Source organism: Streptomyces angustmyceticus (genome assembly GCF_019933235.1).
Lineage (GTDB): Bacteria > Actinomycetota > Actinomycetes > Streptomycetales > Streptomycetaceae > Streptomyces > Streptomyces angustmyceticus.
In genome coordinates this window covers 2,591,057-2,617,381 of record NZ_CP082945.1, presented here as the reverse complement: position 1 = coordinate 2,617,381, position 26,325 = coordinate 2,591,057, and the positions used below count along the sequence as shown (strand labels likewise).

Below are 26,325 nucleotides of genomic sequence, written 5' to 3'. Positions count from 1 at the left end.
CCTGCCCGGCCTGAGACCTTCCGCACAGATCCGTGCAAGCCGCATGGTTCCAGCCATGCCGGGAAAAGGGTCGAAAGCCCAGGTGACGGGGACGAAGGTCCCGGCCCGCCCGGGCGGGCCGCCGCGCGTTTCTAAGAAAGCGCTCATGACTCGCTGTGCAACCCTTCCCGTCGACCTCCCGTCTGACAAGGAGCAACGAGCCGTGCAGGGGCACCGCACGGCGGCGGCGAGGGGCAGCCGAGCGAATGAGGACTGAGGAGCAGATGGCGGACAGCAACGGGACCGCGAAGACGGCCGAAAGCCGTGCCCGCGGCATACGTGCCACGGGCCGCCGGCGCAAGGGCCCGACCCGGCGCCGCCGAGCGCTGACGATCACCCTGTGCACGCTGACCAGCGTCACGCTGCTGGGCGGGGCGGGGCTCGGCTACGTCTACTTCAAGCTCAACGGCAATCTGAAGGGCGTCGACATCAACGCCGCCCTCGGGCACGACCGGCCGAAGAACGTCGACGACGGCTCGATGGACATCCTCGTGATGGGCTCCGACTCCCGCGCCGGCAAGAACGGGGAGTACGGCAAGGACGAGGGCGGCGCGCGCTCCGACACCGCGATGATCGTGCACGTCTACAAGGGCCACAAGAAGGCCAGCGTGGTCAGCGTCCCGCGGGACACCATGATCAAGCGCCCCGACTGCGTCAAGGACGGCAAGGACGTGCCCGGCGCGCAGCGGACGATGTTCAACACGGCGTTCGAGGTCGGCGGGCCGGCCTGCGCGGTCAAGACCGTCGAGTCGATCAGCGGGGTCCGCATGGACCACTTCATCGAGGTCGACTTCACCGGCTTCAAGAAGCTCATCGACGCGCTGGGCGGGGTGGACATCACCACCCGCAAGGCGATCGACGACGACCACAGTCATCTGCACCTGCAGCCCGGCAAGCACACCCTCAACGGCGAGCAGTCGCTCGGCCTCGTACGGACCCGGCACGGCGTGCCCGGCGGCGACGGCAGCGACCTGGGCCGCATCCAGCTGCAGCAGACGTTCATCAAGGCCCTGATGAACCAGGTCAAGAACGTCGGGGTGCTCACCAACCCCACCAAGCTCTACGACATCGCCGACACGGCCACCAAGGCCATCACCACCGACACCGACCTCAACTCCGTCAGCGAGCTGACCGGCCTGGCCAAGAGCCTGGGCAACATCGGGTCGGACAACATCGACATGGTGACGATGCCGGTGACGTACGACCCGGCCAACCCGGACCGCGTGGTGCCGCTGGTCAAGAAGAGCCGGCAGGTCTGGGACGCGCTCCGGCAGGACCAGGACATCCCCAAGTCCGCGACCAAGGGCTCGGCCGGTGACCAGGGCGGCACGGACAAGTACGTGAAGTAGCCGGACGGCACCCGGCCGCGGGGTCCGGCGGCTCCGGAAGCGGCCGGGGAATACGTGCGGCCGTACCCCGGTTTTGGGAGATACGGCTAGTCCTGGCAGACTGGACCGTCGGCCCCGGTTCACGTGACGCAACCCGCAGCACGACCCGGTGCACTCCCGAACCTAGGAGAATCCCTTGAAGCGCGACATCCACCCGGAGTACGTCGAGACCCAGGTCAGCTGCACCTGTGGCGCGTCCTTCACCACCCGCAGCACGGTCGCCGGCGGCACCATCCGCGCCGACATCTGCTCCGAGTGCCACCCGTTCTACACGGGCAAGCAGAAGATCATGGACACGGGCGGCCGCGTGGCCCGCTTCGAGGCCCGCTTCGGCAAGGGCGCTGCAGCCGCCAAGAAGTAGCGACCCGCAAGGCGCCGGTCTCCGGTCGCCCCTGCCCAGGGGTGACCGGACCGGCGTTTTGTCGTCCTGGCCCTTGGCTCCCGTACGGGGGCCGGGGCACCGCGGCGCAGCCGCAGACGTGCCAGCCCCGGTACCCGGGTCACCACAGCAGCCAGTAGAGGAACCCACGATGTTCGAGGCGGTCGAGGAACTGATCGGCGAGCACGCCGATCTCGAGAAGCGGCTGGCCGACCCCGCGGTCCACGCCGACCAGCGCGAGGCCATGCGGCTCAACAAGCGCTACGCCGAGCTGACCCCGATCATCGCGACCTACCGCGACTGGAAGCAGACCGGCGAGGACATCGAGACCGCGCGCGAACTCGCCGCGGACGACCCGGACTTCGCCGACGAGGTCAAGGAACTCGACGCCCGGCGCGAGGAGCTGACCGAGAAGCTGCGGCTGCTGCTCGTCCCGCGCGACCCCAGCGACGACAAGGACGTCATCCTCGAGGTCAAGGCCGGCGAGGGCGGCGAGGAGTCCGCGCTGTTCGCCGGCGACCTGCTGCGGATGTACCTGCGCTACGCCGAGCGGGCCGGCTGGAAGACCGAGATCCTGGAGGCCAACGAGTCCGACCTCGGCGGCTACAAGGACGTCCAGGTCGCCGTGAAGACCAAGGGCGGCGGCGGTGCCACCGAGCCGGGGCAGGGCGTCTGGGCGCGGCTGAAGTACGAGGGCGGGGTGCACCGCGTCCAGCGCGTGCCCGCCACCGAGTCGCAGGGCCGCATCCACACCTCGGCCGCCGGTGTGCTGGTCACGCCCGAGGCCGAGGAGGTCGAGGTCGAGATCGGGCCCAACGACCTGCGGATCGACGTCTACCGCTCCTCCGGCCCCGGCGGCCAGTCGGTCAACACCACCGACTCCGCGGTGCGCATCACCCACCTGCCCACCGGCATCGTCGTCTCCTGCCAGAACGAGAAGAGCCAGCTCCAGAACAAGGAGCAGGCCATGCGCATCCTGCGCTCCCGGCTGCTGGCCGCCGCCCAGGAAGAGGCCGAGCGGGAGGCGTCGGACGCCCGGCGCAGCCAGGTCCGCACGGTTGACCGTTCCGAGCGCATCCGTACGTACAACTTCCCGGAAAACCGCATCTCGGACCACCGGGTCGGCTTCAAGGCGTACAACTTGGACCAGGTGCTCGACGGCGAACTCGACCCGGTCATCCAGGCGTGTGTCGACGCCGACTCGGCCGCCAAGCTCGCCGCCGCCCAGTAGGACCGCACGACCCGGCCCCCACCGGCCGGGAAACCTCACCCCGGGGGACGGCCCCCGGCAGCCCGGCCGGACGACGGCGGACCCGCACAATGAAGACGCAGCGCACTAGGAGGAAGGCCCCGTGAACCTTCTGCTCGCCGAGGTGGCCCAGGCCACCCAGCGGCTGGCCGACGCCGGTGTGCCCTCGCCGCGCTTCGACGCCGAGGAACTCGCCGCGTTCGTGCACGGCGTCAAGCGGGGTGAGCTGCACCATGTCAAGGACGCGGACTTCGACGCCCGCTACTGGGAGGCCGTCGCCCGCCGCGAGGCCCGCGAACCGCTCCAGCACATCACCGGACGCGCGTTCTTCCGTTACCTCGAACTCGCCGTCGGGCCGGGCGTGTTCGTGCCCCGCCCGGAGACCGAGTCGGTCGTCGGCTGGGCGATAGACGCGGTACGGGCCATGGACGTCGTGGAACCGCTGATCGTGGACCTGTGCACCGGCTCGGGGGCGATCGCACTCGCCCTGGCCCAGGAGGTGCCCCGCTCGCGGGTGCACGCCGTCGAACTGTCCGAAGAAGCCCTTGACTACGCCCGCAAGAACGTCGAGGGGTCCCGCGTCGTTCTCCATCACGGCGACGCGCTGACCGCGCTTCCCGAACTGGACGGGCAGGTCGACCTGGTCGTCTCCAACCCGCCGTACATCCCGCTGACCGAGTGGGAGTACGTCGCACCCGAGGCACGCGACCACGACCCCGAGCTCGCGCTGTTCTCGGGCCAGGACGGCCTGGACACCATCCGGGGCATCGAGCGGACCGCACACCGTCTGCTGCGCCCCGGCGGCGTGGTCGTCATCGAGCATGCCGACACCCAGGGCGGGCAGGTGCCGTGGATCTTCACCGAGGAGCGGGGCTGGGCCGACGCGGCCGACCACCCGGACCTCAACAACAGGCCCCGTTTCGCCACCGCGCGCCGGGCGACGCCATGACGCGTTCCGCTTCGGCGCCTGATGCAGCCGATGCATCCGAAGTATTCGTTTCGCACGAGGAGGTCCCGTAATGGCACGGCGATACGACTGCAGCGACGCGACCGACCGCACCACCGGTCTGCGCGAGGCCGCCTCGGCCGTCCGCCGCGGTGAGCTGGTCGTGCTGCCCACCGACACCGTCTACGGCATCGGCGCCGACGCCTTCAGCGCCGAGGCCGTCGGCGACCTGCTGGAGGCCAAGGGCCGCGGCCGCGGCATGCCCTCCCCGGTCCTCGTCGGGTCCCCCAACACCCTGCACGGCCTGGTCACCGACTTCTCCGAGCAGGCCTGGGAGCTGGTCGACGCCTTCTGGCCCGGCGCGCTCACCCTCGTCGCCAAGCACCAGCCGTCGCTGACCTGGGACCTGGGCGAGACCCGGGGCACGGTCGCGGTACGGATGCCGCTGCACCCCGTCGCGATCGAGCTGCTCACCGAGTTCGGCCCGATGGCCGTCTCCAGCGCCAACCTCACCGGCCACCCGTCCCCGCAGGACTGCGACGCGGCCCAGGAGATGCTCGGCGACTCGGTCTCCGTCTACCTCGACGGCGGCCCGACACCCGCCGCGGTGCCCTCCTCGATCGTCGACGTCACCGGCCGGATCCCGGTGCTGCTGCGCGAGGGCGCGCTCTCCGCCGAGGAACTGCGCAAGGTGGTACCCGAGCTCGAGGTGGCCAATTGATGGCGCCCCCGGGGCGTGGCATAGCGGGACCAGGCACCGGCACCCACCCGCCTGTACCCCCCTCACCCCCCTTTCGGATCCTCCACGTCAGCACCGGCAACGTCTGCCGCTCGCCGATCACCGAGCGGCTGCACCGCCATGCCCTGGAGCTGCGGCTGGGCGACGCCCGCAGCGGCGGGCTGCTCGTGGAGAGCGCCGGCACCTGGGGGCACGAGGGCGCCCCGATGGAGACCCACGCCGCGACGGTGCTCACCGACTACGGCGCCGACCCGGCCGGGTTCCTCGGCCGCGAGCTGCTCGACGAGCACGTCATCCGCGCCGACCTGGTGCTCACCGCCACCCGTGACCACCGCGCCCAGGTCATCTCCATGGGCCACTCCGCGGGGCTGCGCACCTTCACGCTCAAGGAGTTCAACCGGCTGGTACGGGCGATAGATCCGGCCACGCTTCCCGAGCCCGACCCGGACCTCCCGGACGGCGGGCTGGTCGAGCGCGCCCGCGCGCTGGTCGGCGCCGCCGCGGCGCTGCGCGGCTGGCTGCTGGCGCCCAATCCGGAGTCCGACGAGGTCTACGACCCCTACGGGGCGCCCATCACCTTCTTCCGCTCCATCGGCGACGAGATCAACCAGGCGCTCGACCCGGTCGTCACCGCCCTCACCGGGGTCCCCGCGCGGGCCTGAGGCCGCCTGTCCTCCCGCGGCCCGGGGCGGCCCGGGGAGACAGCCCTCCGGGGCCCTGTGCGGGCGTGTGGACCCTGTCGGCCCGCACACCGCGCCCGAACGCCCGGCCGCGCCTACATTGGGACTACGTCCCCGTACGAGGCCGGGAGCAAGCGATGCCTGCCACCACCGCGTCACCCCGTCACGAGACCCCGGCCGGTGCTGCCCCGGCCGCCGAGCCCGCCGCCGGGGCGGCCGGGAGCGCCGAGGACCGCGCACGGGCCGCCGCCCGTGACGCCGCGGCCCGGCCGGCCGGCGCCCCGGACTTCGGCGCCCTGCTGCGCCAGGACCCCGAGATCGCCGGCGTGCTGCTCGGCGAGAGCACCCGCCAGAGCGACGGACTGCAGCTGATCGCCGCGGAGAACTTCACCTCACCGGCCGTCCTCGCCGCCCTCGGCTCCCCTCTGGGCAACAAGTACGCCGAGGGGTACCCGGGCGCCCGCCACCACGGCGGCTGCGAGATCGTCGACCTCGCCGAGCGGATCGCGGTGGAACGCGCCAAGGCCCTGTTCGGCGCCGAACACGCCAACGTCCAGGCCCACTCCGGGTCTTCGGCCGTCCTGGCCGCCTATGCCGCCCTGCTGCGCCCCGGCGACACCGTCCTGGCCATGTCCCTCCCGCACGGCGGACACCTCACCCACGGCTCGCCCGCGAACTTCTCCGGCCGCTGGTTCGACTTCGCCGGCTACGGCGTCGACGAGGAGACCGGACTGCTCGACTACGACGCGATCCGCGAGCTGGCCCGGGAGCGCCGGCCCAAGGCCATCGTCTGCGGCTCGATCTCCTACCCCCGGCACATCGACTACGCCGCCTTCCGCGACATCGCCGACGAGACCGGCGCCTACCTGATCGCCGATGTCGCGCACCCGCTCGGGCTGATCGCCGGGGGAGCGGCGCCCAGCCCCGTCCCGTACGCGCACGTGGTGTGCGGAACCACACACAAGGTGCTGCGCGGGCCGCGCGGCGGGCTGATCCTGTGCGGCGCGAAGCTGGCCGAGCGCATCGACCGCGCGGTGTTCCCCTTCACCCAGGGCGGCGCCCAGATGAACGCGGTCGCCGCCAAGGCCGTCGCCTTCGGCGAGGCCGCGGCGCCCGCCTTCGGCGCCTACGCCCACCAGGTCACCGCCAACGCCCGCGCCCTCGCCGGGGCGCTGGCCGGACACGGCCTGACGATCACCACCGGCGGTACCGACACCCACCTGATCACCGCCGACACCGCCCCGCTGGGCCTGGACGCCCGCGCCGCGCGGGGGCGGCTGGCCGCCGCCGGGATCGTGCTGGACACCTGCGCGCTGCCGTGCGCCGGGGCCTCCGGCGGCCTCGCGGCCGGCCGGACCGGCCTGCGGCTGGGCACCGCCGCGGTGACGACGCAGGGGATGGGCGAGGCCGAGATGGAGACCGTCGCCGGGCTGATCGTGGCGGCACTGGAGGAGGACGGCACGGCCCGCTCCCGGACCGTCGCCCTGGTCCATGACTTCCCGCCCTACCCCGCCCGCGGATGACGGCGGGAACCATCCGCCGGTGCCGGGCGTCTGTTCCTGTATTCACGGCCAGGGGGCCGACACGCATAGGGTGTGGGGCTGTGATGGCCAGCTATACCAATGGGGCAGCCCGTGCGTGAATACCTGCTGACGCTGTGCGTCACGGCCGCGGTGACCTACCTGCTGACCGGGCCGGTACGGAAATTCGCGATCGCGGCCGGTGCGATGCCGGAGATCCGCGCCCGCGACGTGCACCGCGAGCCGACACCGCGGCTCGGCGGCATCGCGATGTTCGGCGGGCTGTGCGCCGGTCTGCTGGTCGCCTCGCACCTGACGAACCTCAAGAGCGTCTTCGAGAACTCCAACGAGCCGAGGGCGCTGCTCTCCGGCGCCGCCCTGATCTGGATCCTCGGCGTCCTGGACGACAAGTGGGGCGTGGACGCGCTGGTCAAGCTCGGCGGCCAGATGATCGCCGCGGGCGTGATGGTCCTGCAGGGCCTGACCATCCTCTGGATCCCGATCCCGGGTGTCGGCACGGTCTCGCTGACGCCGATGCAGGGCACCCTGCTGACCGTCGCCCTCGTCGTGATCACCATCAACGCCGTCAACTTCGTCGACGGCCTGGACGGTCTCGCCTCCGGCATGGTGTGCATCGCCGCCGCGGCGTTCTTCATGTACGCGTACCGGATGTGGTTCGGCTACGGCATCGAGGCGGCGGCGCCGGCCACGCTGTTCTCGGTCGTCCTGATGGGCATGTGCCTGGGCTTCCTGCCGCACAACATGCACCCGGCGCGGATCTTCATGGGCGACTCGGGCTCGATGCTGATCGGCCTGGTGATGGCCGCGGGCGCGGTCTCGGTCACCGGCCAGGTCGACCCGGACCTGCTCAACGTCAAGGCGGGCGGTCTGCGCGAGGCGACCCACGCGATGGTGCCGGTCTACATCCCGCTGCTGCTGCCGCTGACGGTCATCGCGGTGCCGGTCGCCGACCTGATCCTGGCGATCGTGCGGCGTACGTGGAAGGGCCAGTCGCCGTTCGCGGCCGACCGCGGCCACCTGCACCACCGGTTGCTGGAGATCGGGCACTCGCACAGCCGGGCCGTGCTGATCATGTACTTCTGGTCGGCCCTGATCGCGTTCGGCGCGGTGGCCTACTCGGCGAACAACGCCAGCATGTGGATCGTGCTGGGCATCGTGCTGCTGAGCGCGGTCGGGCTGGTGCTGCTCCTGCTCCCGCGCTTCACCCCGCGCACGCCGCGCTGGGCGGAGTGGATGGTGCCGCCGCGCTACCGCCGGGTCGCCGTCGCGCCGGCGTCCGCCGCGGAGTCGGGCGACGAGAGCGCCGACGTGCCCGAGGAGGAGCGCGCACCGGTCCCGGCGGGCGTCAACGGGGCCACCGCGATCGGCGACCGTTCACGCTTCGTGGAGCACGGCAGGGCGGACAGTCACCACTGATCCAGGGATTCGGTCGCCCGAACGTGCGACAGGAATCGGGTCGGTTGACCCCATACCAGACAAAAAGCGGGCCGTCAGTGCACCAACGCGCACGTTCACGCTCAGGTGTGACAGGGTCCACACGAACCAGGTAAAGACCTCATCAAATAGTTTGTGATACCGTTCACGAAACCCGGCGATAGAGCCGAAGGAGCGTAGTGCGACGCTTCTTTTGCCGCAGGTTCCGCCTCAGGCCGGGTCTACGCTCGTCCCTGACGACACAAACCCCACCCCTTGCCGGAGCGCCGCCATGCAGTCGAATGACGCCCGACTACTCCTTCACGCCGTTGTGCCCACGCTCGCCATCGGCGTCATCGCCGTTGCCGTGAGCGCGGTGGTCGCCGGCGCGACGGGAGCGATCGGCGCCGTCGTCGGCACCGCGCTGGTGCTGCTCGTGATGGGTGCGGGGCTGGTGGTCCTCCAGCAGACCGCGCGCAAGCTTCCGCAGCTTTTCCAGATGATGGGGCTGCTGCTGTACACGGTGCAGATCCTGCTCGTCGCGGTCTTCATGATCACCTTCAAGGACACGACGCTCTTCGACACCAAGGCATTCGCCTTCACGCTGCTCGGCGCCACCCTCGTATGGATCGCGGCCCAGACCCGCGGTCATATGAAGGAGAAGATTCTGTACGTGAACCCCGACTCCGCCGACGCGAAGAAGGCGGAGACGGCGGGGTCGCCGACGTGAGACGTAGGGCCGGGATAAATGCCCTCATGCGAGCCTGCTATCGTCCGGTGCCAACTGCGGCACAGATGGCGCAGGCGGCTGAGCTCCCAGATTCCACAGGATGGAACGGGCAGTTCTCGCGGCCGATGCCTGTGATTCGGCCCGGCCCAGCGCCGGCCGGCCGCCGCCCCCCAATCCGCAAGACCAGTCCAGTGCCGCTCCGTGGCTCAACGCCGCGCCGACACAACGAGGTTGCCGTACCCATGCGCCACGCTGAAGGAGCCCGCGGTGAGTGCTGAAACGATGCTCGCCTTCGACACGGAGTGCCACCTCTTTATTCCGGGGTGTGGCTTCGAGGCCCCGGGTCTTCATTCGTTCGTATTCGACCCGCTCTTCAAAGTCGGCGGCTACGAGTTCAACAAGCCGATGCTGCTGGCCCTGCTCAGCACGGTCGTCGTGGTGTGGTTCTTCTGGGCCGCATTCGGCAAGGCCAAGGTGGTCCCCGGAAAGCTGCAGATGATCGGCGAGGTCGGCTACGACTTCGTGCGCCGCGGCCTCGTCTATGACGCGCTGGGCAAGAAGGAGGGCGAGAAATACGTCCCCCTCATGGTCTCGCTGTTCTTCTTCGTGTGGATCATGAACATCTGGTCGATCATTCCGATCGCCCAGTTCCCGGTGACGTCGATCATCTCGTTCCCCATCGGGCTCGCCGCGATCGTCTACATCCTGTGGGTGTACCTGACGTTCAAGAAGCACGGCTTCGTCGGCGGCTGGAAGAACATCACCGGCTGGGACCGGTCGCTCGGCTGGGTCCTGCCGCTGATCGTCGTGATCGAGTTCTTCTCGAACCTGCTCGTGCGGCCCTTCACCCACGCCGTCCGGCTCTTCGCGAACATGTTCGCCGGCCACCTGCTGATCGTGATGTTCACCATCGCCACCTGGTACCTGGCGAACGGCCTCGGCTTCGTCTACGCCGGTGCCTCGTTCCTGATGACCATCGCGATGACGGCCTTCGAGCTCTTCATCCAGGCGATCCAGGCGTACGTCTTCGTGCTCCTGGCCTGCAACTACGTCCAGGGCGCGCTCGCCGAGCACCACTGAGCACCCCCGACTCCGCAATCTGTTAATCGTCCGGTGGCCAACCCCCACCGGTCCGTGAAAGAGAAGGAAGTAACGGCATGTCCGCTGCCCTCGAGACTGTGAACCTCGCCGCCGGCCTCACCGGCAACATCGCCTCGGTCGGGTACGGCCTCGCGGCCATCGGCCCCGGCGTCGGCGTCGGCATCATCTTCGGTAACGGCACCCAGGCCCTCGCCCGTCAGCCCGAGGCGGCCGGTCTGATCCGCACCAACCAGATCATGGGTTTCGCCTTCTGTGAGGCGCTCGCCCTCATCGGCATCGTCATGGGCTACGCGTACAAGTAAGCGGCCCGTTAGACGACGTCCATTCAGACGGAAGGCATTGATGTGAACGCCCTGGTCTTCAACATGGCGGCGGAGGTTCCCGAGAACCCCCTGTTCCCGCCGATTCCAGAGCTGGTCATCGGCCTGGTCGCCTTCTTCATCGTCTTCGGCATCCTGGCGAAGAAGCTCCTCCCGAACATCAACAAGGTTCTGGAAGAGCGCAGGAAGCAGATCGAAGGCCGCATGGAGGAAGCCGAGGCGACGCAGGCCGAGGCTCAGCAGGTGCTCGCGGACTACCGGGCACAGCTGGCCGACGCCCGCCACGAGGCCGCGCGACTGCGCCAGGAGGCGCAGGAGCAGGGCGCGACTCTCATTGCTGAGATGCGCGCCGAGGGCCAGCGGCAGCGCGAGGAGATCATCGCTGCCGGTCACGCCCAGATCGAGGCGGACCGGAAGCAGGCCGCGCAGACGCTGCGCCGGGACGTGGGCAAGCTCGCCGTCGACCTGGCCGGCAAGATCGTCGGCGAGTCCCTGGAGGACCACGCCCGGCAGAGCCGGACCGTCGACCGCTTCCTCGACGAGGTCGAGGGCAAGGCGGCTTCGGGCGCGACGAAGGCTGAGGCCGGCCGATGAACGGAGCGAGCCGCGAGGCACTCGCCTCCGCACGCGAGCGGTTCGACGCGCTGACGGACGACACCTCCGTCGACGCGGCGAAGCTCGCCGAGGAGCTGTCTGCCGTCACCGCTCTGCTCGACCGCGAGGTGTCGCTGCGTCGGGTTCTCACCGACCCGGCGCAGTCCGGCGAGGCGCGGGCCGAACTGGCCGGGCGACTGCTGGGCAGCCAGGTCGGCGGTCCGGCCGTCGACCTGGTGGGCGGCATGGTCCGCTCCCGCTGGTCGGGCTCGCGTGACCTGACGGACGCGCTCGAGGAGCTGGCCTACAGCGCCGACCTCGTCGCCGCCCAGCGGGCCGGCCAGCTCGACGACGTCGAGGACGAGCTGTTCCGGTTCGGCCGGATCGTCAGCTCCAACGGCGAGCTGCGGCGTGCGCTGACCGACCGGAACGCGTCGGTCGCGGCCAAGACGGAGCTGCTGCACACGCTGCTGGGCGGCCGGGCGAACCCGGTCACCGAGCGCGTCGTGATCCGCCTTGTCGTACGGCCGCGGGGCCGTAGCCTGGAAGCGGGGCTCGACGCCCTCTCCAAGCTGGCGGCGAGCCGCCGGGACCGGATGGTCGCGGTGGTCACCTCCGCGGCGCCCCTCAGCGAAGGGCAGCGGCAGCGCCTCGGCGCCGCCCTGGCGCAGCTGTACGGACGGCAGATCCACCTGAACCTCGACGTGGACCCCGAGGTCCTCGGCGGAGTCCAGGTCCGGATCGGCGACGAGGTCATCAACGGGACCATCGCGGAGCGCCTCGACGAGGCGGACCGGCGGATGGCCGGCTGACCCAGCCACCAACTCAAGAGCTGCACAACCGGCGGTCGGACGCCGGACCAGCCGGCCGGACCGAGAGGTCCGGCTGCGGTCCGGAAGAAGCCCCGGGGACCAGCACAAGCATGACGGCGGCCCGAGTTGGGCCGTAAGCGGAAACCCCCCGGGGGACAGACCCCCGGACACCCGCAAGTAACTTCGGGCCCAACAAGGAGAGCAGGGAACCCAGATGGCGGAGCTCACGATCCGGCCGGAGGAGATCCGGGACGCGCTGGAGAACTTCGTCCAGGCGTACAAGCCGGACGCGGCCTCGCGCGAAGAGGTCGGCACGGTCAGCGAGGCCGGTGACGGCATCGCGAAGGTCGAGGGCCTTCCCTCGGCGATGGCGAACGAACTGCTGAAGTTCGAGGACGGCACTCTCGGCCTCGCGCTGAACCTGGAAGAGCGCGAGATCGGCGCAGTGGTCCTCGGCGAGTTCAGCGGCATCGAGGAGGGCCAGCCGGTGCAGCGCACCGGTGAGGTGCTCTCGGTCGCCGTGGGCGAGGGCTACCTCGGCCGCGTCGTCGACCCGCTGGGCAACCCGATCGACGGCCTCGGCGAGATCGAGTCCGAGGACCGCCGCGCCCTGGAGCTGCAGGCTCCCGGCGTCATGGTCCGCAAGTCGGTGCACGAGCCCATGGAGACCGGCTACAAGGCCGTCGACTCGATGGTGCCGATCGGCCGTGGCCAGCGTCAGCTGATCATCGGCGACCGCCAGACCGGCAAGACCGCCCTGGCCGTCGACACGATCATCAACCAGCGCGACAACTGGCGCTCGGGCGACCCGAAGAAGCAGGTCCGCTGCATCTACGTCGCCATCGGCCAGAAGGGCTCCACCATCGCGTCCGTGCGCGGTGCGCTGGAGGAGGCCGGCGCCCTGGAGTACACCACCATCGTCGCCGCCCCGGCGTCCGACCCGGCGGGCTTCAAGTACCTGGCGCCCTACACCGGCTCGGCCATCGGCCAGCACTGGATGTACCAGGGCAAGCACGTCCTGATCATCTTCGACGACCTCTCGAAGCAGGCCGACGCCTACCGCGCCGTGTCCCTGCTGCTGCGCCGTCCGCCGGGCCGTGAGGCCTACCCGGGCGACGTCTTCTACCTGCACTCGCGTCTGCTGGAGCGCTGCGCCAAGCTCTCCGACGAGATGGGCGCCGGCTCGATGACCGGTCTGCCGATCGTCGAGACCAAGGCGAACGACGTGTCGGCGTTCATCCCGACCAACGTCATCTCCATCACCGACGGCCAGTGCTTCCTGGAGTCGGACCTCTTCAACGCGAACCAGCGTCCCGCGCTGAACGTGGGTATCTCGGTCTCCCGTGTCGGTGGCTCGGCCCAGCACAAGGCCATGAAGCAGGTCTCCGGCCGGCTCCGCGTGGACCTCGCCCAGTACCGCGAGCTGGAGGCGTTCGCCGCCTTCGGTTCCGACCTGGACGCGGCCTCCAAGCAGCAGCTGGAGCGCGGCAAGCGGATGACCGAGCTGCTCAAGCAGGCTCAGTACTCCCCGTACTCCACCGAGGACCAGGTCATCTCCATCTGGGCCGGCACCAACGGCAAGATGGACGACGTCCCGGTGGCGGACATCCGCCGCTTCGAGCGGGAGCTCCTCGACCACCTGCACCGGGAGAAGAAGGACCTCCTGACCAGCATCGTCGAGGGCGGCAAGATGTCCGACGACACCATCGGCGCGATCTCCGAGGCCGTCGACGGCTTCAAGCGGCAGTTCGAGACCTCGGACGGCAAGCTGCTCGGCGAGGACGCCCCGGCCGGCACCAGCAAGTGACGACGGAAGGGACCTGATCCATGGGAGCCAAGCTCCGGGTCTACAAGCGTCGCATCCGCTCCGTCACCGCGACCAAGAAGATCACCAAGGCGATGGAGATGATCGCCGCCTCGCGCGTCGTCAAGGCGCAGCGCCAGGTGGCGGCGTCGACGCCGTACGCGAGTGAACTGACCCGCGCGGTGACGGCGGTTGCCACGGGCTCGAACACCCAGCACCCGCTGACGACCGAGGCGGAGCAGCCCACCCGGGCCGCGCTGCTGCTCATCACGAGCGACCGCGGTCTGGCCGGCGGCTACTCCTCCAACGTCATCAAGGCCGCCGAGAAGCTCACCGAGCGGCTCAAGGCCGAGGGCAAGGAGGTCGACGCCTACATCGTCGGGCGCAAGGGCGTGTCGTACTACAGCTTCCGCGAGCGCAAGGTCGTGGAGTCGTGGACCGGCTTCACCGACAACCCGACGTACGCGGACGCCAAGGCGGTCGCCGCCCCGCTCATCGCCGCTGTCCAGCAGGACACGGCCGAGGGCGGTGTGGACGAACTCCACATCGTCACCACCGAGTTCATCTCGATGATGACGCAGACGGCGCTCGACGACCGGCTGCTGCCGCTCCGCCTCGACAAGGCGGCGCAGGAGTCGGAGGAGACGTCCAAGGGCGAGATCCTTCCGCTGTTCGACTTCGAGCCGTCGGCCGAGGACGTCCTCGACGCACTGCTTCCGCGGTACGTCGAGTCGCGGATCTACAACGCCCTTCTGCAGGCCGCCGCCTCCAAGCACGCCGCCACGCGCCGTGCGATGAAGTCGGCGACCGACAACGCGGAAGAGCTCATCAAGTCGCTCTCGCGGCTTGCCAACGCGGCCCGACAGGCCGAAATCACCCAGGAAATCAGCGAGATCGTCGGTGGCGCCAGTGCTCTGGCCGACGCGACCGCGGGGAGTGACTGACCACTATGACCACCACTGTTGAAACGGCCACGGCAACGGGCCGCGTCGCCCGGGTCATCGGCCCGGTCGTCGACGTGGAGTTCCCCGTCGACGCGATGCCGGACATCTACAACGCGCTGACCGTCGAGGTCGCCGACCCGGCCGAGGAGGGCAAGCTCAAGACGCTGACCCTCGAGGTCGCCCAGCACCTGGGCGAGGGCCTGGTCCGCGCCATCTCCATGCAGCCCACCGACGGTCTGGTCCGCCAGGCCGCGGTGACCAACACCGGCACCGGGATCACGGTCCCCGTCGGCGACGTCACCAAGGGCAAGGTGTTCAACACCCTCGGCGAGATCCTGAACAAGCCGGAGGCCGCGTCCGAGGTCACCGAGCGCTGGGCGATCCACCGCAAGGCCCCCTCCTTCGACCAGCTCGAGTCCAAGACCGAGATGTTCGAGACCGGCGTCAAGGTCATCGACCTGCTGACCCCGTACGTCAAGGGCGGCAAGATCGGTCTGTTCGGTGGTGCCGGTGTCGGCAAGACCGTTCTGATCCAGGAAATGATCTACCGCGTGGCCAACAACCACGACGGTGTGTCGGTGTTCGCCGGTGTCGGTGAGCGCACCCGTGAGGGCAACGACCTCATCGAGGAGATGACGGACTCCGGCGTCATCGACAAGACCGCGCTGGTCTTCGGCCAGATGGACGAGCCCCCGGGCACCCGTCTGCGCGTCGCCCTGGCCGGTCTGACCATGGCGGAGTACTTCCGCGATGTGCAGAAGCAGGACGTGCTCTTCTTCATCGACAACATCTTCCGCTACACCCAGGCGGGTTCCGAGGTCTCCACGCTGCTCGGCCGTATGCCGTCCGCGGTGGGTTACCAGCCGAACCTGGCGGACGAGATGGGTCTGCTGCAGGAGCGCATCACCTCGACCCGTGGTCACTCGATCACCTCGATGCAGGCGATCTACGTCCCCGCGGACGACCTGACCGACCCGGCGCCGGCCACCACCTTCGCCCACCTGGACGCGACCACCGTTCTGTCGCGCCCGATCTCGGAGAAGGGCATCTACCCGGCGGTCGACCCGCTGGACTCGACGTCCCGGATCCTGGACCCCCGCTACATCTCGCAGGACCACTACGACTGCGCCTCGCGCGTCAAGACGATCCTGCAGAAGTACAAGGACCTCCAGGACATCATCGCGATTCTGGGTATCGACGAGCTCGGCGAGGAGGACAAGCTCACCGTCCACCGCGCCCGTCGTATCGAGCGGTTCCTGTCGCAGAACACCCACGTGGCGAAGCAGTTCACCGGTGTCGACGGCTCGGACGTCTCGCTCGACGAGTCGATCACCGCGTTCAACGCGATCGCGGACGGCGACTACGACCACTTCCCCGAGCAGGCGTTCTTCATGTGCGGTGGCATCGAGGACCTGAAGGCCAATGCCAAGGAGCTGGGCGTCTCCTGACCCCGGCACGGTCCCGGGGGCGGCCCTGGCCGCCCCCGGCCCGGACGACCACTAGTATTTGACCCAACATCTGCCGAGCCAGGCAGGTGGAGACCCGAGGAGCCATCGTGGCTGAGCTGCACGTCGAGTTGGTCGCCGCGGACCGTCAGGTCTGGTCCGGCGAGGCCAGCCTGGTCGTCGCGCGCACCTCGTCGGGCGACATCGGAGTCATGCCCGGACACCAGCCGCTGCTGGGCGTGCTGCAGTCCGGCCCGGTGACGATTCGTACGACGGGCGAGAGCGGGGACGGCACCGTCGTCGCCGCGGTGCACGGCGGCTTCATCTCGTTCGCCGACAACAAGCTGTCTCTGCTCGCGGAGATCGCCGAGCTGTCGGACGAGATCGATGTCCAGCGCGCGGAGCGGGCCCTGGAGCGAGCGAAGTCGGACGCTGACGCGGCCGCCGAGCGTCGCGCCGATGTCCGGCTGCGTGCGGTGACGGGCGTTCACTGAGCCCCGTCGCCGACGAGATCGATCCTCAGCCGCGGGCTGCCCGGAGTTGTCCGGAGCGGCCCGCGGCTGAGGCAATGCAGGTGCGATTCCCGCCCCGCCGCCTGACCGGCGCGGGGGTACCCCCACCGAAGCGAGGAGGTCGGTCGAGATGGTCCTCGCTCTGCTTGTGAGCGGCGTGGTCGTAGTACTGGTGCTGCTGGGACTGTTCGTCTTCGGACTGAGGCGGCGGCTCATCCAGCGGTCCGGTGGCACCTTCGACTGCAGTCTGCGCTGGCACGTGCCGGAGAACGAGACCGGCGGCAAGGGCTGGATCTACGGTGTGGCGCGCTACAACGGCGACCGGGTCGAATGGTTCCGGGTGTTCTCGTACGCGCCCCGGCCACGACGGCTCCTGGAGCGCTCCGCCATCGAGGTCCTGGAGCGCCGCACCCCGCAGGGCGAGGAGGAGCTGGCACTGCTCTCCGACTCCATCGTCCTGGCCTGCCGGCACCGCGGCACCCGACTGGAACTGGCGATGAGCGAGGACGCGCTCACCGGCTTCCTCGCCTGGCTGGAGGCAGCACCGCCCGGCCAGAGGGTGAACGTGGCCTGAATTGGGCGGCCCGGGGAACATCCCCGGGCGCTGCTGGTTGTGGCCCCGCAGGGGGGCCGTGCGTCCCCTACGGGATGCGTTCGGGCGGCCCCTACGGCGTCCCCGGCCCTGCCTTGCGCCGCCGCGCGCCGCCCCCAAGGGCCCCGTCGCGCGCTTCCCTGAGCCCCGCCGCGCCCGGCCCGTCCGCCCCGGACCCGCCCCTCCCTCCCGGCGTCCCCCCGCCCCTATGGCCCGTCCACCCCCAGTTCCTGGGCCAGGACGGCTGCCTGTACGCGGCTGCGCAGGTCCAGTTTGGCCAGCAGCCGGCTCACATGGGTCTTGACGGTGGCCTCGGCCATGGCCAGCCGCAGGGCGATATCGGCGTTCGACAGCCCCCGCCCCAGGCACCCCAGCACCTCCCGCTCGCGGGGCGTCAGCGCGTCCAGGACCGCCGGATCCGGCGCCTCGCCGTCCCGGGCCGGCCGCCGCACGGCCGTGCGCGGGCTCGCGAACTCCGCGATCAGCCGCCGGGTCACCGCGGGAGCGATCAGCCCCTCGCCGGACGCCACGGTGCGCACCGCGGTCAGCAGCGCGGCCGCGTCGCTGTCCTTGAGGAGAAAGCCCGCGGCGCCCGCCCGCAGCGCCCCGAAGACGTATTCGTCCAGGTCGAAGGTGGTCAGGACCAGGACGTCCGCCAGCTTCTCGGAGACCACCTGCCGGGTGGCGGAGACCCCGTCGAGGCGGGGCATCTGGATGTCCATGAGGACGAGGTCGGGGTGCAGCTCGCGGGCGAGCCGTACCGCCTCCTCGCCGTCCTCCGCCTCCCCGACCACCTCGATGTCGGGGGCGGAGCGCAGGATGAGCACCAGCCCGGCCCGTACGGCGGACTGGTCCTCGGCGACGAGAACCCGGATCGGCTGCGCGTCGGCGCCTGTCATCGTTGCTCTTCCTCCTCGGCGGCGGGCAGCGCTGCCCGCACCAGCCAGACTCTGCCGGCCGGCCCGCTCTCCGGGCCGGCCTCGAATGCCCCGCCCAGCAGGGCGGTCCGCTCGCGCATCCCGACCAGGCCGGTGCCGGAGCCGGGCGCACGGGGGCCGGGCCGGTCGGCGAACGGGCTGCGGACGGCGACGGTGAGTGCCCCGCCGCGGTCATGGGCCAGGCGCACCCGCACCTCGCCGGGTGCGGCGTGCTTGAGCGCGTTGGTCAGCGACTCCTGGACGATGCGGTACGCGGCCAGCTCGACCGGTGCCGCCGGCCGGGGCGCCGTCCCGGGACCGTCCGGGCTCCTGGTGTCCTCCAGGACGAAGGTCAGCCCGCTGCTGCCGCCGCTCGTCCGGGCCTGGTCGATCAGGGCGTCCAGCCCCTCCAGGCTGGGGGTCGCGGCTGGCTCCTCGTCCCCCTCGGCCGCCTTGGGATCCCGCAACAGCCCGATGAGACGGCGCATTTCGGCCAGACCCTGGACGCTGTTCTCGCGGATCACCCCGAGCGCCTCGCGGGTCGCCGACGGGTCGTCGATGGCCTGCGCGGCGGTGGAGTGGATCGCGATGGCGGACAGGTGGTTGGCGACCATGTCGTGCAGTTCGCGGGCCATCCGGGCCCGTTCGCCGATCACGGCCTGGGTCCGGTCCCGCTCGGCGAGCAGCGCGATCTGCTCGGCCCGCAGCTGCGCGGCCTGCGCGGCGTCGCGGTGGTTGCGGATGATGATGCCGGTCCAGGCCGGGGCGATGGTGACCAGCGCGATGCCGATGATGGCCATCACGACCTGCGGGTCCGGCCAGAGCGCGGTCAGGGCGATGGCCGCCAGGACCGTGACCAGGACGGAGTGCAGCGGGATCCGGCGGGCCGCGTTCGCCGGACCGTAGAGGACCGCCGCATAGACCACGTCGGTGAACATCAGGACGGTGGCGACCAGGGTGCCGGCGCAGATGTCCAGCGCCAGCGCGGGTACCGCCAGGGCCAGCGCCGCCATCGGGGCCGTACGGCGCATCAGTTCCGCCACCGCCATCGCGGTGAGCGCGACCAGGGTGAGTGAGGGGGGCAGCCCCAGCCGGGAGGGCCCGCCGTGCAGATTCATCGCCCAGAGCAGCAGTCCGCCGAGCAGACCGCCGACCGCGATGAGCAGATCGAGGCGGTGCGGCCGGCCGGGGGCGGCGTGGGGTGGGGCGGTCACCCCTCCATCAAACACGGCCGCGGGGTCCGGTGCCTCCACGTCCGGGGCATCGCCGTAAGTCGTGCGCTACATCGAAAGATGCAGTCCCGGATCATCGCGCGCGACGACGTCAAGGGCGGCGGCCGCTGGAAGGCTTGAGGTGTTCGGTGGAGAGCCCTGAAAGGAGACAGCCGTGATCGTCGTGCTGATCATCGCCTGCGAGGTCGGCTTCTGGGTGCTGCTGGCGCTCGGTCTGGCGCTGCGTTACCTGGCCAAGATGCGACGCACCGGAGCGGCGGTGCTCTTGATGGAGCCGCTGCTGGAGCTGATCCTGCTGGTCGTCACGGCGATCGACCTGAAGAACGGCGCGCCGGCGGACTGGAAGCACGGCCTGGCCGCCGTCTACATCGGCTTCACGGTCGCCTACGGCCACTACACGATCAAGTGGGTCGACGGGCATGTCGCGTACCGCTTCGCCGGCGGTCCCAGGCCGGTGAAGCGGTACGGACTCGACTACGCCAAGCACGAGGGGAAGCTGTGGCTGCGCACGGTGCTGATGGCCGTGGTCGCCTGCGGGCTGCTGCAGGCCGCGATCGCGTACGTCGGTGACGGCGGTGACACGACCTCGCTGCACGAGTGGCAGGGCACCGCGCTGAAGATCGTCAGCATCCACGCGGTGATCGCCCTGACCTACCTCATCTGGCAGAAGAAGGACCCGCGCGGCCGGACCGAGGTCCCCGAGGAAGCGCCCCGGCCGCGGCAGAAGACGCTCCGTTAGCGAGCCTCCGGGCCGGCCGGCGGTGGCGGCTCAGCGCTCCCCGCCGGGCACCCACAGCACGTCCCCGACCTCCTTGTTGGCCGTACGGGCCAGGATGAACAGGAGGTCGGAGAGGCGGTTGAGGTACGTGGCCGTCAGCGGGTTCATGGTCTCGCCGTGCTCCTCGAAGGCGGCCCAGGTGGAGCGCTCCGCGCGGCGGACGACCGTGCAGGCCTGGTGCAGCAGCGCGGCGCCGGGCGTGCCGCCGGGGAGGATGAAGCTGCGGAGCTTCTCCAGCTCCGTCAGGAAGCGGTCGCAGTCCGCCTCCAGCTTGTCGATGTAGCTCTGCTCGACGCGCAGCGGCGGGAACTCCGGGTTCTCCACCACCGGCGTCGACAGGTCCGCGCCGACGTCGAACAGGTCGTTCTGCACCCGCAGCAGCACCGCCGCGACGTCCTCGGGGAGCGAGCCGAGCGCCAGGGCCACGCCGATCGCCGCGTTGGCCTCGTTGGCGTCCGCGTACGCCGAGATCCGCGCGTCGGTCTTGGCGGTGCGGCTCATGTCGCCCAGGGCGGTGGTGCCCTTGTCGCCGGTGCGGGTGTAGATGCGCGTCAGATTCACCATATGAGCGAGCCTACGCCGCCGACCTGCGGAAGGTCCGGGTGCAATAGGTCACGGACAGCGTGGCGAAGGCGACCGCCACCAGGGTGCCGTGGAGCATCGCGGGGGAGGAGCAGGCGCCGGCGAACGCCGCCCGCACCGCGTCGACGAGGTAGCGCAGCGGCATGACGTGCGAGAGCACATCGAGCCACCGGGGCCCCGGCGCGATCGGCGGCATCAGCCCGGACAGCAGCATCGAGGGCATGGTGACGGCGTTGATGACCGGTCCGGACTCCTGCGGGGTGCTCACCCTCAGCGCCAGCGCGTACGACAGCGACGCCGGCGCCGCGGTCAGCACGGCGGCGAACGCGAAGCCTGCTGGGCGAAAAGGTCCTCAACTACGCCGTACGGGCGACCGACTGACGGTGGACTGTCCGGTTCGCACCCCGCCCGCGGACCCCGGCGGTGTGATGTCCGTCATCCGAGACGTGACGCGCATCTCTTACCCTCCAAACGATCGCTCACGACCGCTAACGTCACCCAGGACCGTCAAATGCACAGGGTGTGAGGGGACAGCAGTGGCAAAGAAGCTCGCCGTCATCGGGGCCGGACTCATGGGGTCCGGTATCGCGCAGGTCTCCGCGCAGGCGGGCTGGGACGTGGTCCTCCGCGATGTGACGGACGAGGCGCTGGCCCGGGGCAAGGGCGGCATCGAGTCCTCGTACGAGAAGTTCGTCGCCAAGGGCAAGCTGGCCGCGGCCGACGCCGAGCAGGCGCTGGCCCGCATCACCACCACGACCGACATGGAAGCCGTCGCCGACGCCGACATCGTCGTCGAGGCGGTCTTCGAGCGGATCGACGTCAAGCGCGAGATCTTCCAGACGCTGGACAAGCTCGTCAAGGACGAGGCGGTGCTGGCCTCCAACACCTCCGCCATCCCGATCACCAAGATCGCCGCCGCCACCTCCCGCCCGGAGCGGGTCGTCGGTGCGCACTTCTTCTCGCCGGTGCCGATGATGCAGCTGTGCGAGCTGGTCCGCGGCTACAAGACCAGCGACGAAACCCTGGCCAGGGCCCGGGAGTTCGCCGAGTCGGTCGGCAAGACCTGCGTCGTCGTCAACCGCGATGTGGCCGGCTTCGTCACCACCCGCCTGATCTCGGCGCTGGTCGTCGAGGCCACCAAGCTCTACGAGTCCGGCGTGGCCAGCGCCGAGGACATCGACACCGCCTGCAAGTTGGGCTTCGGCCACGCGATGGGACCGCTGGCCACCGCCGACCTGACGGGCGTCGACATCCTGCTGCACGCCACCGACAACATCTACACCGAGTCCCAGGACGAGAAGTTCGCCCCGCCGGAGATCATGCGGCGAATGGTCGATGCGGGCGATATCGGACGCAAGAGTGGGCAGGGCTTCTACAAGCACTGAGGCCGCATCAGCCCCATCGGACCGATGGAGTCACCCCCACGGGTGAATTCGGTATCGGTTCGCTTACAGGCGGCAACTTCGCCGCATGAGAGGCAGTCAGTTCTGTAGACGTCCAGGCGTCACCACCCATGACATCGGGGAGCGCATATGCACATCAGGGGCGACCACGCCGAGCTGGTCGTCGGGGGCCGCCTCGACGTCCGCAGCGCGGCGGACGCCCGTACGGCCCTGCATGCCGCCGTCGACTCCGGTCGGGGCGATCTCGTGCTGGACCTGACCGAGCTGGATTCCTGGGACGCCACCGGCCTCGGCGTGATCATGGGCGCGCACCGCCGCGCCGGCCGGGTGGGCCGCAGGCTGGTGCTCCGGGGCGTGCCGCCCCAGATGCAGCGCCTGCTCGTCGCCACCCGCCTGCACCGCATCCTCGCCATCGAGGGCGGCATCGAGGCGGAGTCGCTCCCCCGGGTGTGAGGCGGGCCGCCCCGCGTCCCGCCGCCCGGGGCGGGGGCGTCCTGCGGCGCGATCAGGATCGCGCCCGAAACATGACGAAAACCGAAGAGCCGGGCCACGGAAATGTCGTAAACCGCGTGATACCGACCAATCCAGGAAGTTCCGGTCAGAGCCACCCCCCGGCGGTACACCTGCCCGCTCTCCGGGTCTAAGGTTCGGTTCCCGCCCGTATGCCATCATCCGCGGCGGGCACCGGACCAGACGCGACGGCTGAGGACGACCTGCCGGAGCCGGGGGAGTGCGGACGGCCGGAAGCGCAGTCGGCACGCCAGATCTGGGAGCTTGCAGCATGGACCCGAACAGCCACCGGGGGCCTGAGGAGTACGGCGAGCAGGGCGGCCCCGCCGAGCCGCCGGCCCCCGCCCCGGGCGGTACGCGCAGCGGCTCCGGCGGCCTCGCCCGCGTCGTCCGGCTCGTCTCGGGCCCCTACCTCGTCACCGTCAACCCCGTCGACGGCAGCGAAATAGAACCCTGCCCGCCCGGCGAGCGCCCCGAGGCCCCCGGCAGGCTCGACCCGCAGGAACGCGCCGCGGCCGCCCGCGCCGCCGCGCCCCCGGTTCCCCCGGGCCCGCCCGGATCCACCGGGCAGCAGGCCGTGCTCGAAGAGCGCACCGAGGACACCGAACGCCTGGTCCGGCTGCTCTCCCGCGGCCGCTCCGTCCGCGTCACCGGCCCCTCCGGCTCGGGCCGCACCCGGCTGCTGGACGCCGTCGCCACCGCCTGCGCCGATCTCGCCCCCGACGGCGTCATCCGGCTCTCCGGCTACCACCGCACCACGGCCGACCTGCTGCACGCGCTGTTCACCGCCGTCCACCGGGCCCCGCAGCACCGCCCCGACCGGCCCGAACTGCTGCGGATGGTCGCCGAGATCGGCGCCATCGTCGTCCTGGACGACCTGGAGTTCGGCGGCGCCGCGCTCGACGAACTGCTCGACGCGACCCCCGAGTGCGCCTTCCTGATCGCCGCCACCCCCGACGTCGCCGCTCCCAGCCCCGGCTCCCACCTCGAAGAGGTCTTCCTCGGCGGCCTCGGCCGCGCCGCCTGCGCCCGGCTGCTGGAGCGCGCCGTGGACCGGCCGCTCACCGACGACGAGGAGGCCTGGGCCGCCGACCTCTGGTTCGAGTCGGAGGGGCTGCCGCTGCGGTTCGTCCAGGCCGCCGCCCTGCTGCGGCAGCGCGACCGGCTGCAGGCCGGACCGGGCGCCCTCGACGACGGCTACGGCCTCTTCCCCGAGGAGGGCAAGGCCGCCGCCGGCACCACCGAGGAGCCCGCGGAGCCCGGCGAGCCGGCCGAGGTGCCGCTGCCGTCCCTCGGCGAGGCCGCCGCACCCGCCCCGCTGCTCGCCTCGCGGCTCGGCGACGCCGCCCAGGAGACGCTGCGCTTCGCCGTCGCGCTCGGCGGCGAACTGCCCCACCAGGCACACCTGCCGGCCCTCACCCAGGACACCCACGCCGACGCCGCCCTCGGCGAGCTGCTGGCCTGCGGCCTGATCACCCCGGTCGCCGGCCACTACCGGCTCGCCGCCACCGTCCAGGACCAGCTGGAGGCGGCCGGCTACGCCGAGGGCGCCGCCGCCCGCGCGCACACCGCCGCCCAGCACTACGCCTGGTGGGCCGGCCACCCCTCGGTCACCCCCGAGCGGGCCGCCGCCGAGTCCGATGTGGCGCTGGCCGCCATGGGCGTGCTGACCAGCAGCCGGGAGAGCGGGCACGCCAGCGCGGCCGTCCTGCTCGCCCGTACGGCCGCCCCGGCGTTCGCCGCGGCCCTGCACTGGAACGCGTGGGAGCGCAGCCTGCGGTACGGCCAGGAGGCCGCGCGGCTGGCCGGGGAGGTCGCCGAAGAGGCCTACTTCCACCACGAACTGGGCGTGCTGGCGCTGTGCACCGGCAGCCTCGACCGGGCGCGCGCCGAGCTGGAGGCGTCCATCGGGCTGCGCGGGGTGCTCTCCGACCGCAACGGCGCGGTGGCCGGACGGCGTGCGCTGGCGCTGGTCACCGACCGTTCGCGGGCCGACGCCGCCGCGGCGGCCACCACGGTCCTCCCGCAGGCGGCGGGCGGCGCCCGGAAACCGGAGACCTCGAAGGGACCGGCCGGCACACCCTGCGACACCGCCTCGACCGCCGCGCTGCGGGCGGCCCGCGCCGAGGAGGCCGCCGCCACGATCGTCGCCCGGGGCGCCGCGGCGACCGCCGCCACCACCGCCGTCCCGGTCGCGGCCGCCGGCGGCACCGCGGCCGGCAAGGGCGGCGCCCGGCGGGTGTTCGGCGGGGCGCGCCGCAACGCCGTGGCCGCGGGCGCCGGTGCGCTGCTGGCGGCCGTCCTGGGCACCGTCGTCACCCTCGGCGCCACGGGCGGCGAACACCCCCACGACGACAAGGTCAGCACGGAACAGACCACCGACGACGACGGCGGCGGCAGCAGTGAGCTGCCGGCCGAGCAGCCGGCGCCCGGCGCCAGCCTGCCGGCCGCAGGCCCGGGCACCACCCGGCCCGGCACCCCCGCCGGGTCCCCGAGCCCGTCCGCGTCGCCCAGCGGCTCCGCCGGCAGCGGCTCGCCCAGCGACCCCAGCACCGGGCCCACGGACCCGACGACCGGCCCGACCGAACCGACCGGGCGGCCCACCACGCCCACCGGCCGGCCGACCCATACGCGTCCCCCGACGGACGAGCCGACGGACCCGACGCCGACGGACCGCCCGACCGACCCGTCGCCGGATCCGACGCCCACCAGTGACCCCAGCACGGGCAAGCCGACGACCCAGAGCCCGTCGCAGTCGGCCGCCAACCCCTCCGGCAGTTCCTCCGGCGGCAGCGGCACCACGCCCTCCGGCGGCAGCGGCACGACCCCGTCCGGCGGCTCACCGTCGGACGGTGCGCCCTCCACCACACAGAGCGCCCCGGCCGGCTGACGGTCCGCAGCGCAGAGCGCGGGGGCCCGGTACGTGTGTACCGGGCCCCCGCGCTCTGTGCGTGCGGCCATCGGGCCGCACCGGGTCAGAACAGCCGGAGCTTGTCGTCCTCGATGCCGCGCAGGGCGTCGTAGTCCAGGACGACGCAGCCGATTCCGCGGTCGGTGGCCAGGACGCGCGCCTGCGGCTTGATCTCCTGCGCCGCGAAGATGCCCTTCACCGGGGCCAAGTGCGGGTCGCGGTTGAGGAGTTCGAGATAGCGGGTCAGCTGCTCGACACCGTCGATCTCGCCACGCCGCTTGATCTCCACGGCGACGGTCTGGTTGTCGGCGTCCCGGCACAAGATATCCACCGGGCCGATGGCAGTGGGGTATTCACGCCGAATCAGCGAGTATCCCTCGCCCAAAGTTTCGATCCGGTCCGCGAGCAGCTCCTGGAGGTGCGCCTCCACCCCGTCCTTGATGAGACCCGGGTCGACGCCCAGCTCGTGCGAGGAGTCGTGCATGACCTCCTCCAGGGTGATGATGAGCTTCTCGCCCCCCTTGTTCTCCACCGTCCACACGTCCCCGTCGCCCTCCTTGAGAGTGCAGGGCGGCGACATCCAGTTGAGGGGTTTGTAGGCCCGGTCGTCCGCGTGCACGGAGACGGAGCCGTCCGCTTTCACCAGGATGAGGCGAGGGGCCGAGGGGAGATGGGCGGTGAGCCGGCCCGCGTAGTCCACGGAGCAGCGGGCGATGACGAGACGCATGGGGCGAAACGCTACTCGACCGGAGGCCCCCCACGCG

The 26,325-nt window shown here is 71.1% G+C and carries 26 protein-coding genes and 1 pseudogene; 22 read left to right on the top strand and 5 right to left on the bottom strand.

Annotated elements, in window-relative coordinates:
• The first annotated feature begins 263 nt into the window (after window positions 1–263).
• The 18 genes from K7396_RS11745 (at window position 264) to K7396_RS11660 (ending at window position 17,210) form a co-directional block, all read left to right on the top strand.
• Complete coding sequence (locus K7396_RS11745; protein WP_086716400.1) at window positions 264–1,388, top strand: LCP family protein; 1,125 nt, start codon at window positions 264–266, stop codon at window positions 1,386–1,388.
• Between the two features lie 175 nt (window positions 1,389–1,563).
• A complete protein-coding gene (gene rpmE / locus K7396_RS11740; RefSeq protein ID WP_086716401.1) occupies window positions 1,564–1,788 on the top strand; it encodes a 50S ribosomal protein L31 in 225 nt (74 codons plus the stop codon).
• A gap of 169 nt (window positions 1,789–1,957) precedes the next feature.
• Window positions 1,958–3,037: a peptide chain release factor 1 gene (gene prfA, locus K7396_RS11735; protein WP_086716402.1), complete on the top strand. Its 1,080-nt coding sequence runs from the start codon at window positions 1,958–1,960 to the stop codon at window positions 3,035–3,037.
• 121 nt (window positions 3,038–3,158) lie between these two features.
• A complete protein-coding gene (gene prmC, locus K7396_RS11730) occupies window positions 3,159–4,004 on the top strand; it encodes a peptide chain release factor N(5)-glutamine methyltransferase (RefSeq protein WP_042148741.1) in 846 nt (281 codons plus the stop codon).
• Window positions 4,005–4,074: 70 nt separating this feature from the next.
• Window positions 4,075–4,722 (top strand): L-threonylcarbamoyladenylate synthase, encoded by a 648-nt coding sequence (locus tag K7396_RS11725; protein ID WP_086716403.1) that lies wholly within the window; start codon window positions 4,075–4,077, stop codon window positions 4,720–4,722.
• A complete protein-coding gene (locus tag K7396_RS11720; protein WP_174886913.1) occupies window positions 4,722–5,402 on the top strand; it encodes an arsenate reductase/protein-tyrosine-phosphatase family protein in 681 nt (226 codons plus the stop codon). The genes K7396_RS11725 and K7396_RS11720 overlap by 1 nt, the downstream gene beginning before the upstream one ends.
• 155 nt (window positions 5,403–5,557) lie before the next feature.
• Window positions 5,558–6,943 (top strand): serine hydroxymethyltransferase, encoded by a 1,386-nt coding sequence (locus K7396_RS11715; RefSeq protein ID WP_086716404.1) that lies wholly within the window; start codon window positions 5,558–5,560, stop codon window positions 6,941–6,943.
• A 99-nt stretch (window positions 6,944–7,042) separates the two neighbouring features.
• Window positions 7,043–8,377, top strand: coding sequence for an MraY family glycosyltransferase (locus tag K7396_RS11710; protein WP_174886914.1), 1,335 nt, complete (start codon window positions 7,043–7,045; stop codon window positions 8,375–8,377).
• A gap of 289 nt (window positions 8,378–8,666) precedes the next feature.
• Complete coding sequence (locus K7396_RS11705) at window positions 8,667–9,104, top strand: hypothetical protein (protein WP_086716405.1); 438 nt, start codon at window positions 8,667–8,669, stop codon at window positions 9,102–9,104.
• A gap of 282 nt (window positions 9,105–9,386) precedes the next feature.
• Window positions 9,387–10,184: a F0F1 ATP synthase subunit A gene (gene atpB, locus K7396_RS11700; protein WP_086716406.1), complete on the top strand. Its 798-nt coding sequence runs from the start codon at window positions 9,387–9,389 to the stop codon at window positions 10,182–10,184.
• A gap of 77 nt (window positions 10,185–10,261) precedes the next feature.
• Window positions 10,262–10,507, top strand: a complete 246-nt coding sequence (gene atpE, locus K7396_RS11695) for an ATP synthase F0 subunit C (RefSeq protein ID WP_030065540.1) — start codon at window positions 10,262–10,264, stop codon at window positions 10,505–10,507.
• A gap of 42 nt (window positions 10,508–10,549) precedes the next feature.
• Complete coding sequence (locus K7396_RS11690; protein WP_167392713.1) at window positions 10,550–11,119, top strand: F0F1 ATP synthase subunit B; 570 nt, start codon at window positions 10,550–10,552, stop codon at window positions 11,117–11,119.
• Window positions 11,116–11,931 carry a F0F1 ATP synthase subunit delta gene (locus K7396_RS11685; protein ID WP_086716407.1) on the top strand — a complete coding sequence of 272 codons (816 nt, stop codon included), beginning with the start codon at window positions 11,116–11,118 and terminating at the stop codon, window positions 11,929–11,931. The genes K7396_RS11690 and K7396_RS11685 overlap by 4 nt, the downstream gene beginning before the upstream one ends.
• Before the next feature lie 214 nt (window positions 11,932–12,145).
• Window positions 12,146–13,738, top strand: a complete 1,593-nt coding sequence (gene atpA / locus K7396_RS11680) for a F0F1 ATP synthase subunit alpha (RefSeq protein WP_086716408.1) — start codon at window positions 12,146–12,148, stop codon at window positions 13,736–13,738.
• 20 nt (window positions 13,739–13,758) lie between these two features.
• The gene (locus K7396_RS11675; RefSeq protein ID WP_086716409.1) at window positions 13,759–14,679 is read left to right on the top strand and encodes a F0F1 ATP synthase subunit gamma; all 921 of its coding nucleotides are present in this window, start codon (window positions 13,759–13,761) and stop codon (window positions 14,677–14,679) included.
• 5 nt (window positions 14,680–14,684) lie between these two features.
• Complete coding sequence (gene atpD / locus K7396_RS11670) at window positions 14,685–16,127, top strand: F0F1 ATP synthase subunit beta (RefSeq protein ID WP_086716410.1); 1,443 nt, start codon at window positions 14,685–14,687, stop codon at window positions 16,125–16,127.
• Window positions 16,128–16,234: 107 nt separating this feature from the next.
• Window positions 16,235–16,618, top strand: coding sequence for a F0F1 ATP synthase subunit epsilon (locus K7396_RS11665; RefSeq protein ID WP_018087383.1), 384 nt, complete (start codon window positions 16,235–16,237; stop codon window positions 16,616–16,618).
• A gap of 148 nt (window positions 16,619–16,766) precedes the next feature.
• On the top strand, window positions 16,767–17,210 hold the full coding sequence (locus K7396_RS11660) for a DUF2550 domain-containing protein (protein ID WP_086716411.1): 444 nt from the start codon (window positions 16,767–16,769) through the stop codon (window positions 17,208–17,210).
• Between the two features lie 224 nt (window positions 17,211–17,434).
• On the opposite strand, the gene K7396_RS11655 is transcribed toward K7396_RS11660, so the two are convergent.
• Together K7396_RS11655 and K7396_RS11650 are read right to left on the bottom strand one after the other, a co-directional pair.
• Window positions 17,435–18,127 (bottom strand): response regulator, encoded by a 693-nt coding sequence (locus K7396_RS11655; protein WP_152104585.1) that lies wholly within the window; start codon window positions 18,125–18,127, stop codon window positions 17,435–17,437.
• Window positions 18,124–19,359, bottom strand: a complete 1,236-nt coding sequence (locus tag K7396_RS11650) for a sensor histidine kinase (protein WP_152104586.1) — start codon at window positions 19,357–19,359, stop codon at window positions 18,124–18,126. The genes K7396_RS11655 and K7396_RS11650 overlap by 4 nt, the downstream gene beginning before the upstream one ends.
• A 172-nt stretch (window positions 19,360–19,531) precedes the next feature.
• On the opposite strand from K7396_RS11650, the gene K7396_RS11645 reads away from it, so the two are divergent.
• The gene (locus K7396_RS11645; RefSeq protein ID WP_086718279.1) at window positions 19,532–20,116 is read left to right on the top strand and encodes a hypothetical protein; all 585 of its coding nucleotides are present in this window, start codon (window positions 19,532–19,534) and stop codon (window positions 20,114–20,116) included.
• 30 nt (window positions 20,117–20,146) lie between these two features.
• Here K7396_RS11645 and K7396_RS11640 read toward each other — a convergent pair whose 3' ends face one another.
• Complete coding sequence (locus tag K7396_RS11640; RefSeq protein ID WP_086718278.1) at window positions 20,147–20,719, bottom strand: cob(I)yrinic acid a,c-diamide adenosyltransferase; 573 nt, start codon at window positions 20,717–20,719, stop codon at window positions 20,147–20,149.
• A 10-nt stretch (window positions 20,720–20,729) separates the two neighbouring features.
• Window positions 20,730–21,071, bottom strand: a pseudogene (locus K7396_RS11635) (ABC transporter permease); the annotation flags it as partial.
• A gap of 202 nt (window positions 21,072–21,273) precedes the next feature.
• Between K7396_RS11635 and K7396_RS11630 the strand changes: the two are divergent.
• From K7396_RS11630 to K7396_RS11620, 3 genes are all read left to right on the top strand, one after another.
• Complete coding sequence (locus K7396_RS11630) at window positions 21,274–22,122, top strand: 3-hydroxyacyl-CoA dehydrogenase family protein (RefSeq protein WP_086718277.1); 849 nt, start codon at window positions 21,274–21,276, stop codon at window positions 22,120–22,122.
• 147 nt (window positions 22,123–22,269) lie between these two features.
• The gene (locus tag K7396_RS11625; protein WP_086718276.1) at window positions 22,270–22,593 is read left to right on the top strand and encodes an STAS domain-containing protein; all 324 of its coding nucleotides are present in this window, start codon (window positions 22,270–22,272) and stop codon (window positions 22,591–22,593) included.
• A 328-nt stretch (window positions 22,594–22,921) separates the two neighbouring features.
• Window positions 22,922–25,540: an ATP-binding protein gene (locus K7396_RS11620; RefSeq protein WP_086718275.1), complete on the top strand. Its 2,619-nt coding sequence runs from the start codon at window positions 22,922–22,924 to the stop codon at window positions 25,538–25,540.
• 85 nt (window positions 25,541–25,625) lie between these two features.
• Here the strand turns inward: K7396_RS11620 and nucS are convergent, their stop codons facing one another.
• Window positions 25,626–26,288, bottom strand: a complete 663-nt coding sequence (gene nucS / locus K7396_RS11615; RefSeq protein ID WP_107421184.1) for an endonuclease NucS — start codon at window positions 26,286–26,288, stop codon at window positions 25,626–25,628.
• Between the last annotated feature and the right edge of the window lie 37 nt (window positions 26,289–26,325).

Coding starts and splice junctions, on each gene's coding strand:
- K7396_RS11710 (WP_174886914.1), top strand. CDS start 7,043: ATGGGGCAGCCCGTGCGTGAATACCTGCTGACGCTGTGCGTCACGGCC.
- K7396_RS11715 (WP_086716404.1), top strand. CDS start 5,558: ATGCCTGCCACCACCGCGTCACCCCGTCACGAGACCCCGGCCGGTGCT.
- K7396_RS11705 (WP_086716405.1), top strand. CDS start 8,667: ATGCAGTCGAATGACGCCCGACTACTCCTTCACGCCGTTGTGCCCACG.
- K7396_RS11625 (WP_086718276.1), top strand. CDS start 22,270: ATGCACATCAGGGGCGACCACGCCGAGCTGGTCGTCGGGGGCCGCCTC.
- atpD (WP_086716410.1), top strand. CDS start 14,685: ATGACCACCACTGTTGAAACGGCCACGGCAACGGGCCGCGTCGCCCGG.
- K7396_RS11640 (WP_086718278.1), bottom strand. CDS start 20,719: ATGGTGAATCTGACGCGCATCTACACCCGCACCGGCGACAAGGGCACC.
- atpB (WP_086716406.1), top strand. CDS start 9,387: ATGCTCGCCTTCGACACGGAGTGCCACCTCTTTATTCCGGGGTGTGGC.
- atpA (WP_086716408.1), top strand. CDS start 12,146: ATGGCGGAGCTCACGATCCGGCCGGAGGAGATCCGGGACGCGCTGGAG.
- K7396_RS11745 (WP_086716400.1), top strand. CDS start 264: ATGGCGGACAGCAACGGGACCGCGAAGACGGCCGAAAGCCGTGCCCGC.
- K7396_RS11675 (WP_086716409.1), top strand. CDS start 13,759: ATGGGAGCCAAGCTCCGGGTCTACAAGCGTCGCATCCGCTCCGTCACC.
- nucS (WP_107421184.1), bottom strand. CDS start 26,288: ATGCGTCTCGTCATCGCCCGCTGCTCCGTGGACTACGCGGGCCGGCTC.
- K7396_RS11720 (WP_174886913.1), top strand. CDS start 4,722: ATGGCGCCCCCGGGGCGTGGCATAGCGGGACCAGGCACCGGCACCCAC.
- K7396_RS11685 (WP_086716407.1), top strand. CDS start 11,116: ATGAACGGAGCGAGCCGCGAGGCACTCGCCTCCGCACGCGAGCGGTTC.
- K7396_RS11620 (WP_086718275.1), top strand. CDS start 22,922: ATGGACCCGAACAGCCACCGGGGGCCTGAGGAGTACGGCGAGCAGGGC.
- atpE (WP_030065540.1), top strand. CDS start 10,262: ATGTCCGCTGCCCTCGAGACTGTGAACCTCGCCGCCGGCCTCACCGGC.
- K7396_RS11655 (WP_152104585.1), bottom strand. CDS start 18,127: ATGACAGGCGCCGACGCGCAGCCGATCCGGGTTCTCGTCGCCGAGGAC.
- K7396_RS11660 (WP_086716411.1), top strand. CDS start 16,767: ATGGTCCTCGCTCTGCTTGTGAGCGGCGTGGTCGTAGTACTGGTGCTG.
- prfA (WP_086716402.1), top strand. CDS start 1,958: ATGTTCGAGGCGGTCGAGGAACTGATCGGCGAGCACGCCGATCTCGAG.
- K7396_RS11725 (WP_086716403.1), top strand. CDS start 4,075: ATGGCACGGCGATACGACTGCAGCGACGCGACCGACCGCACCACCGGT.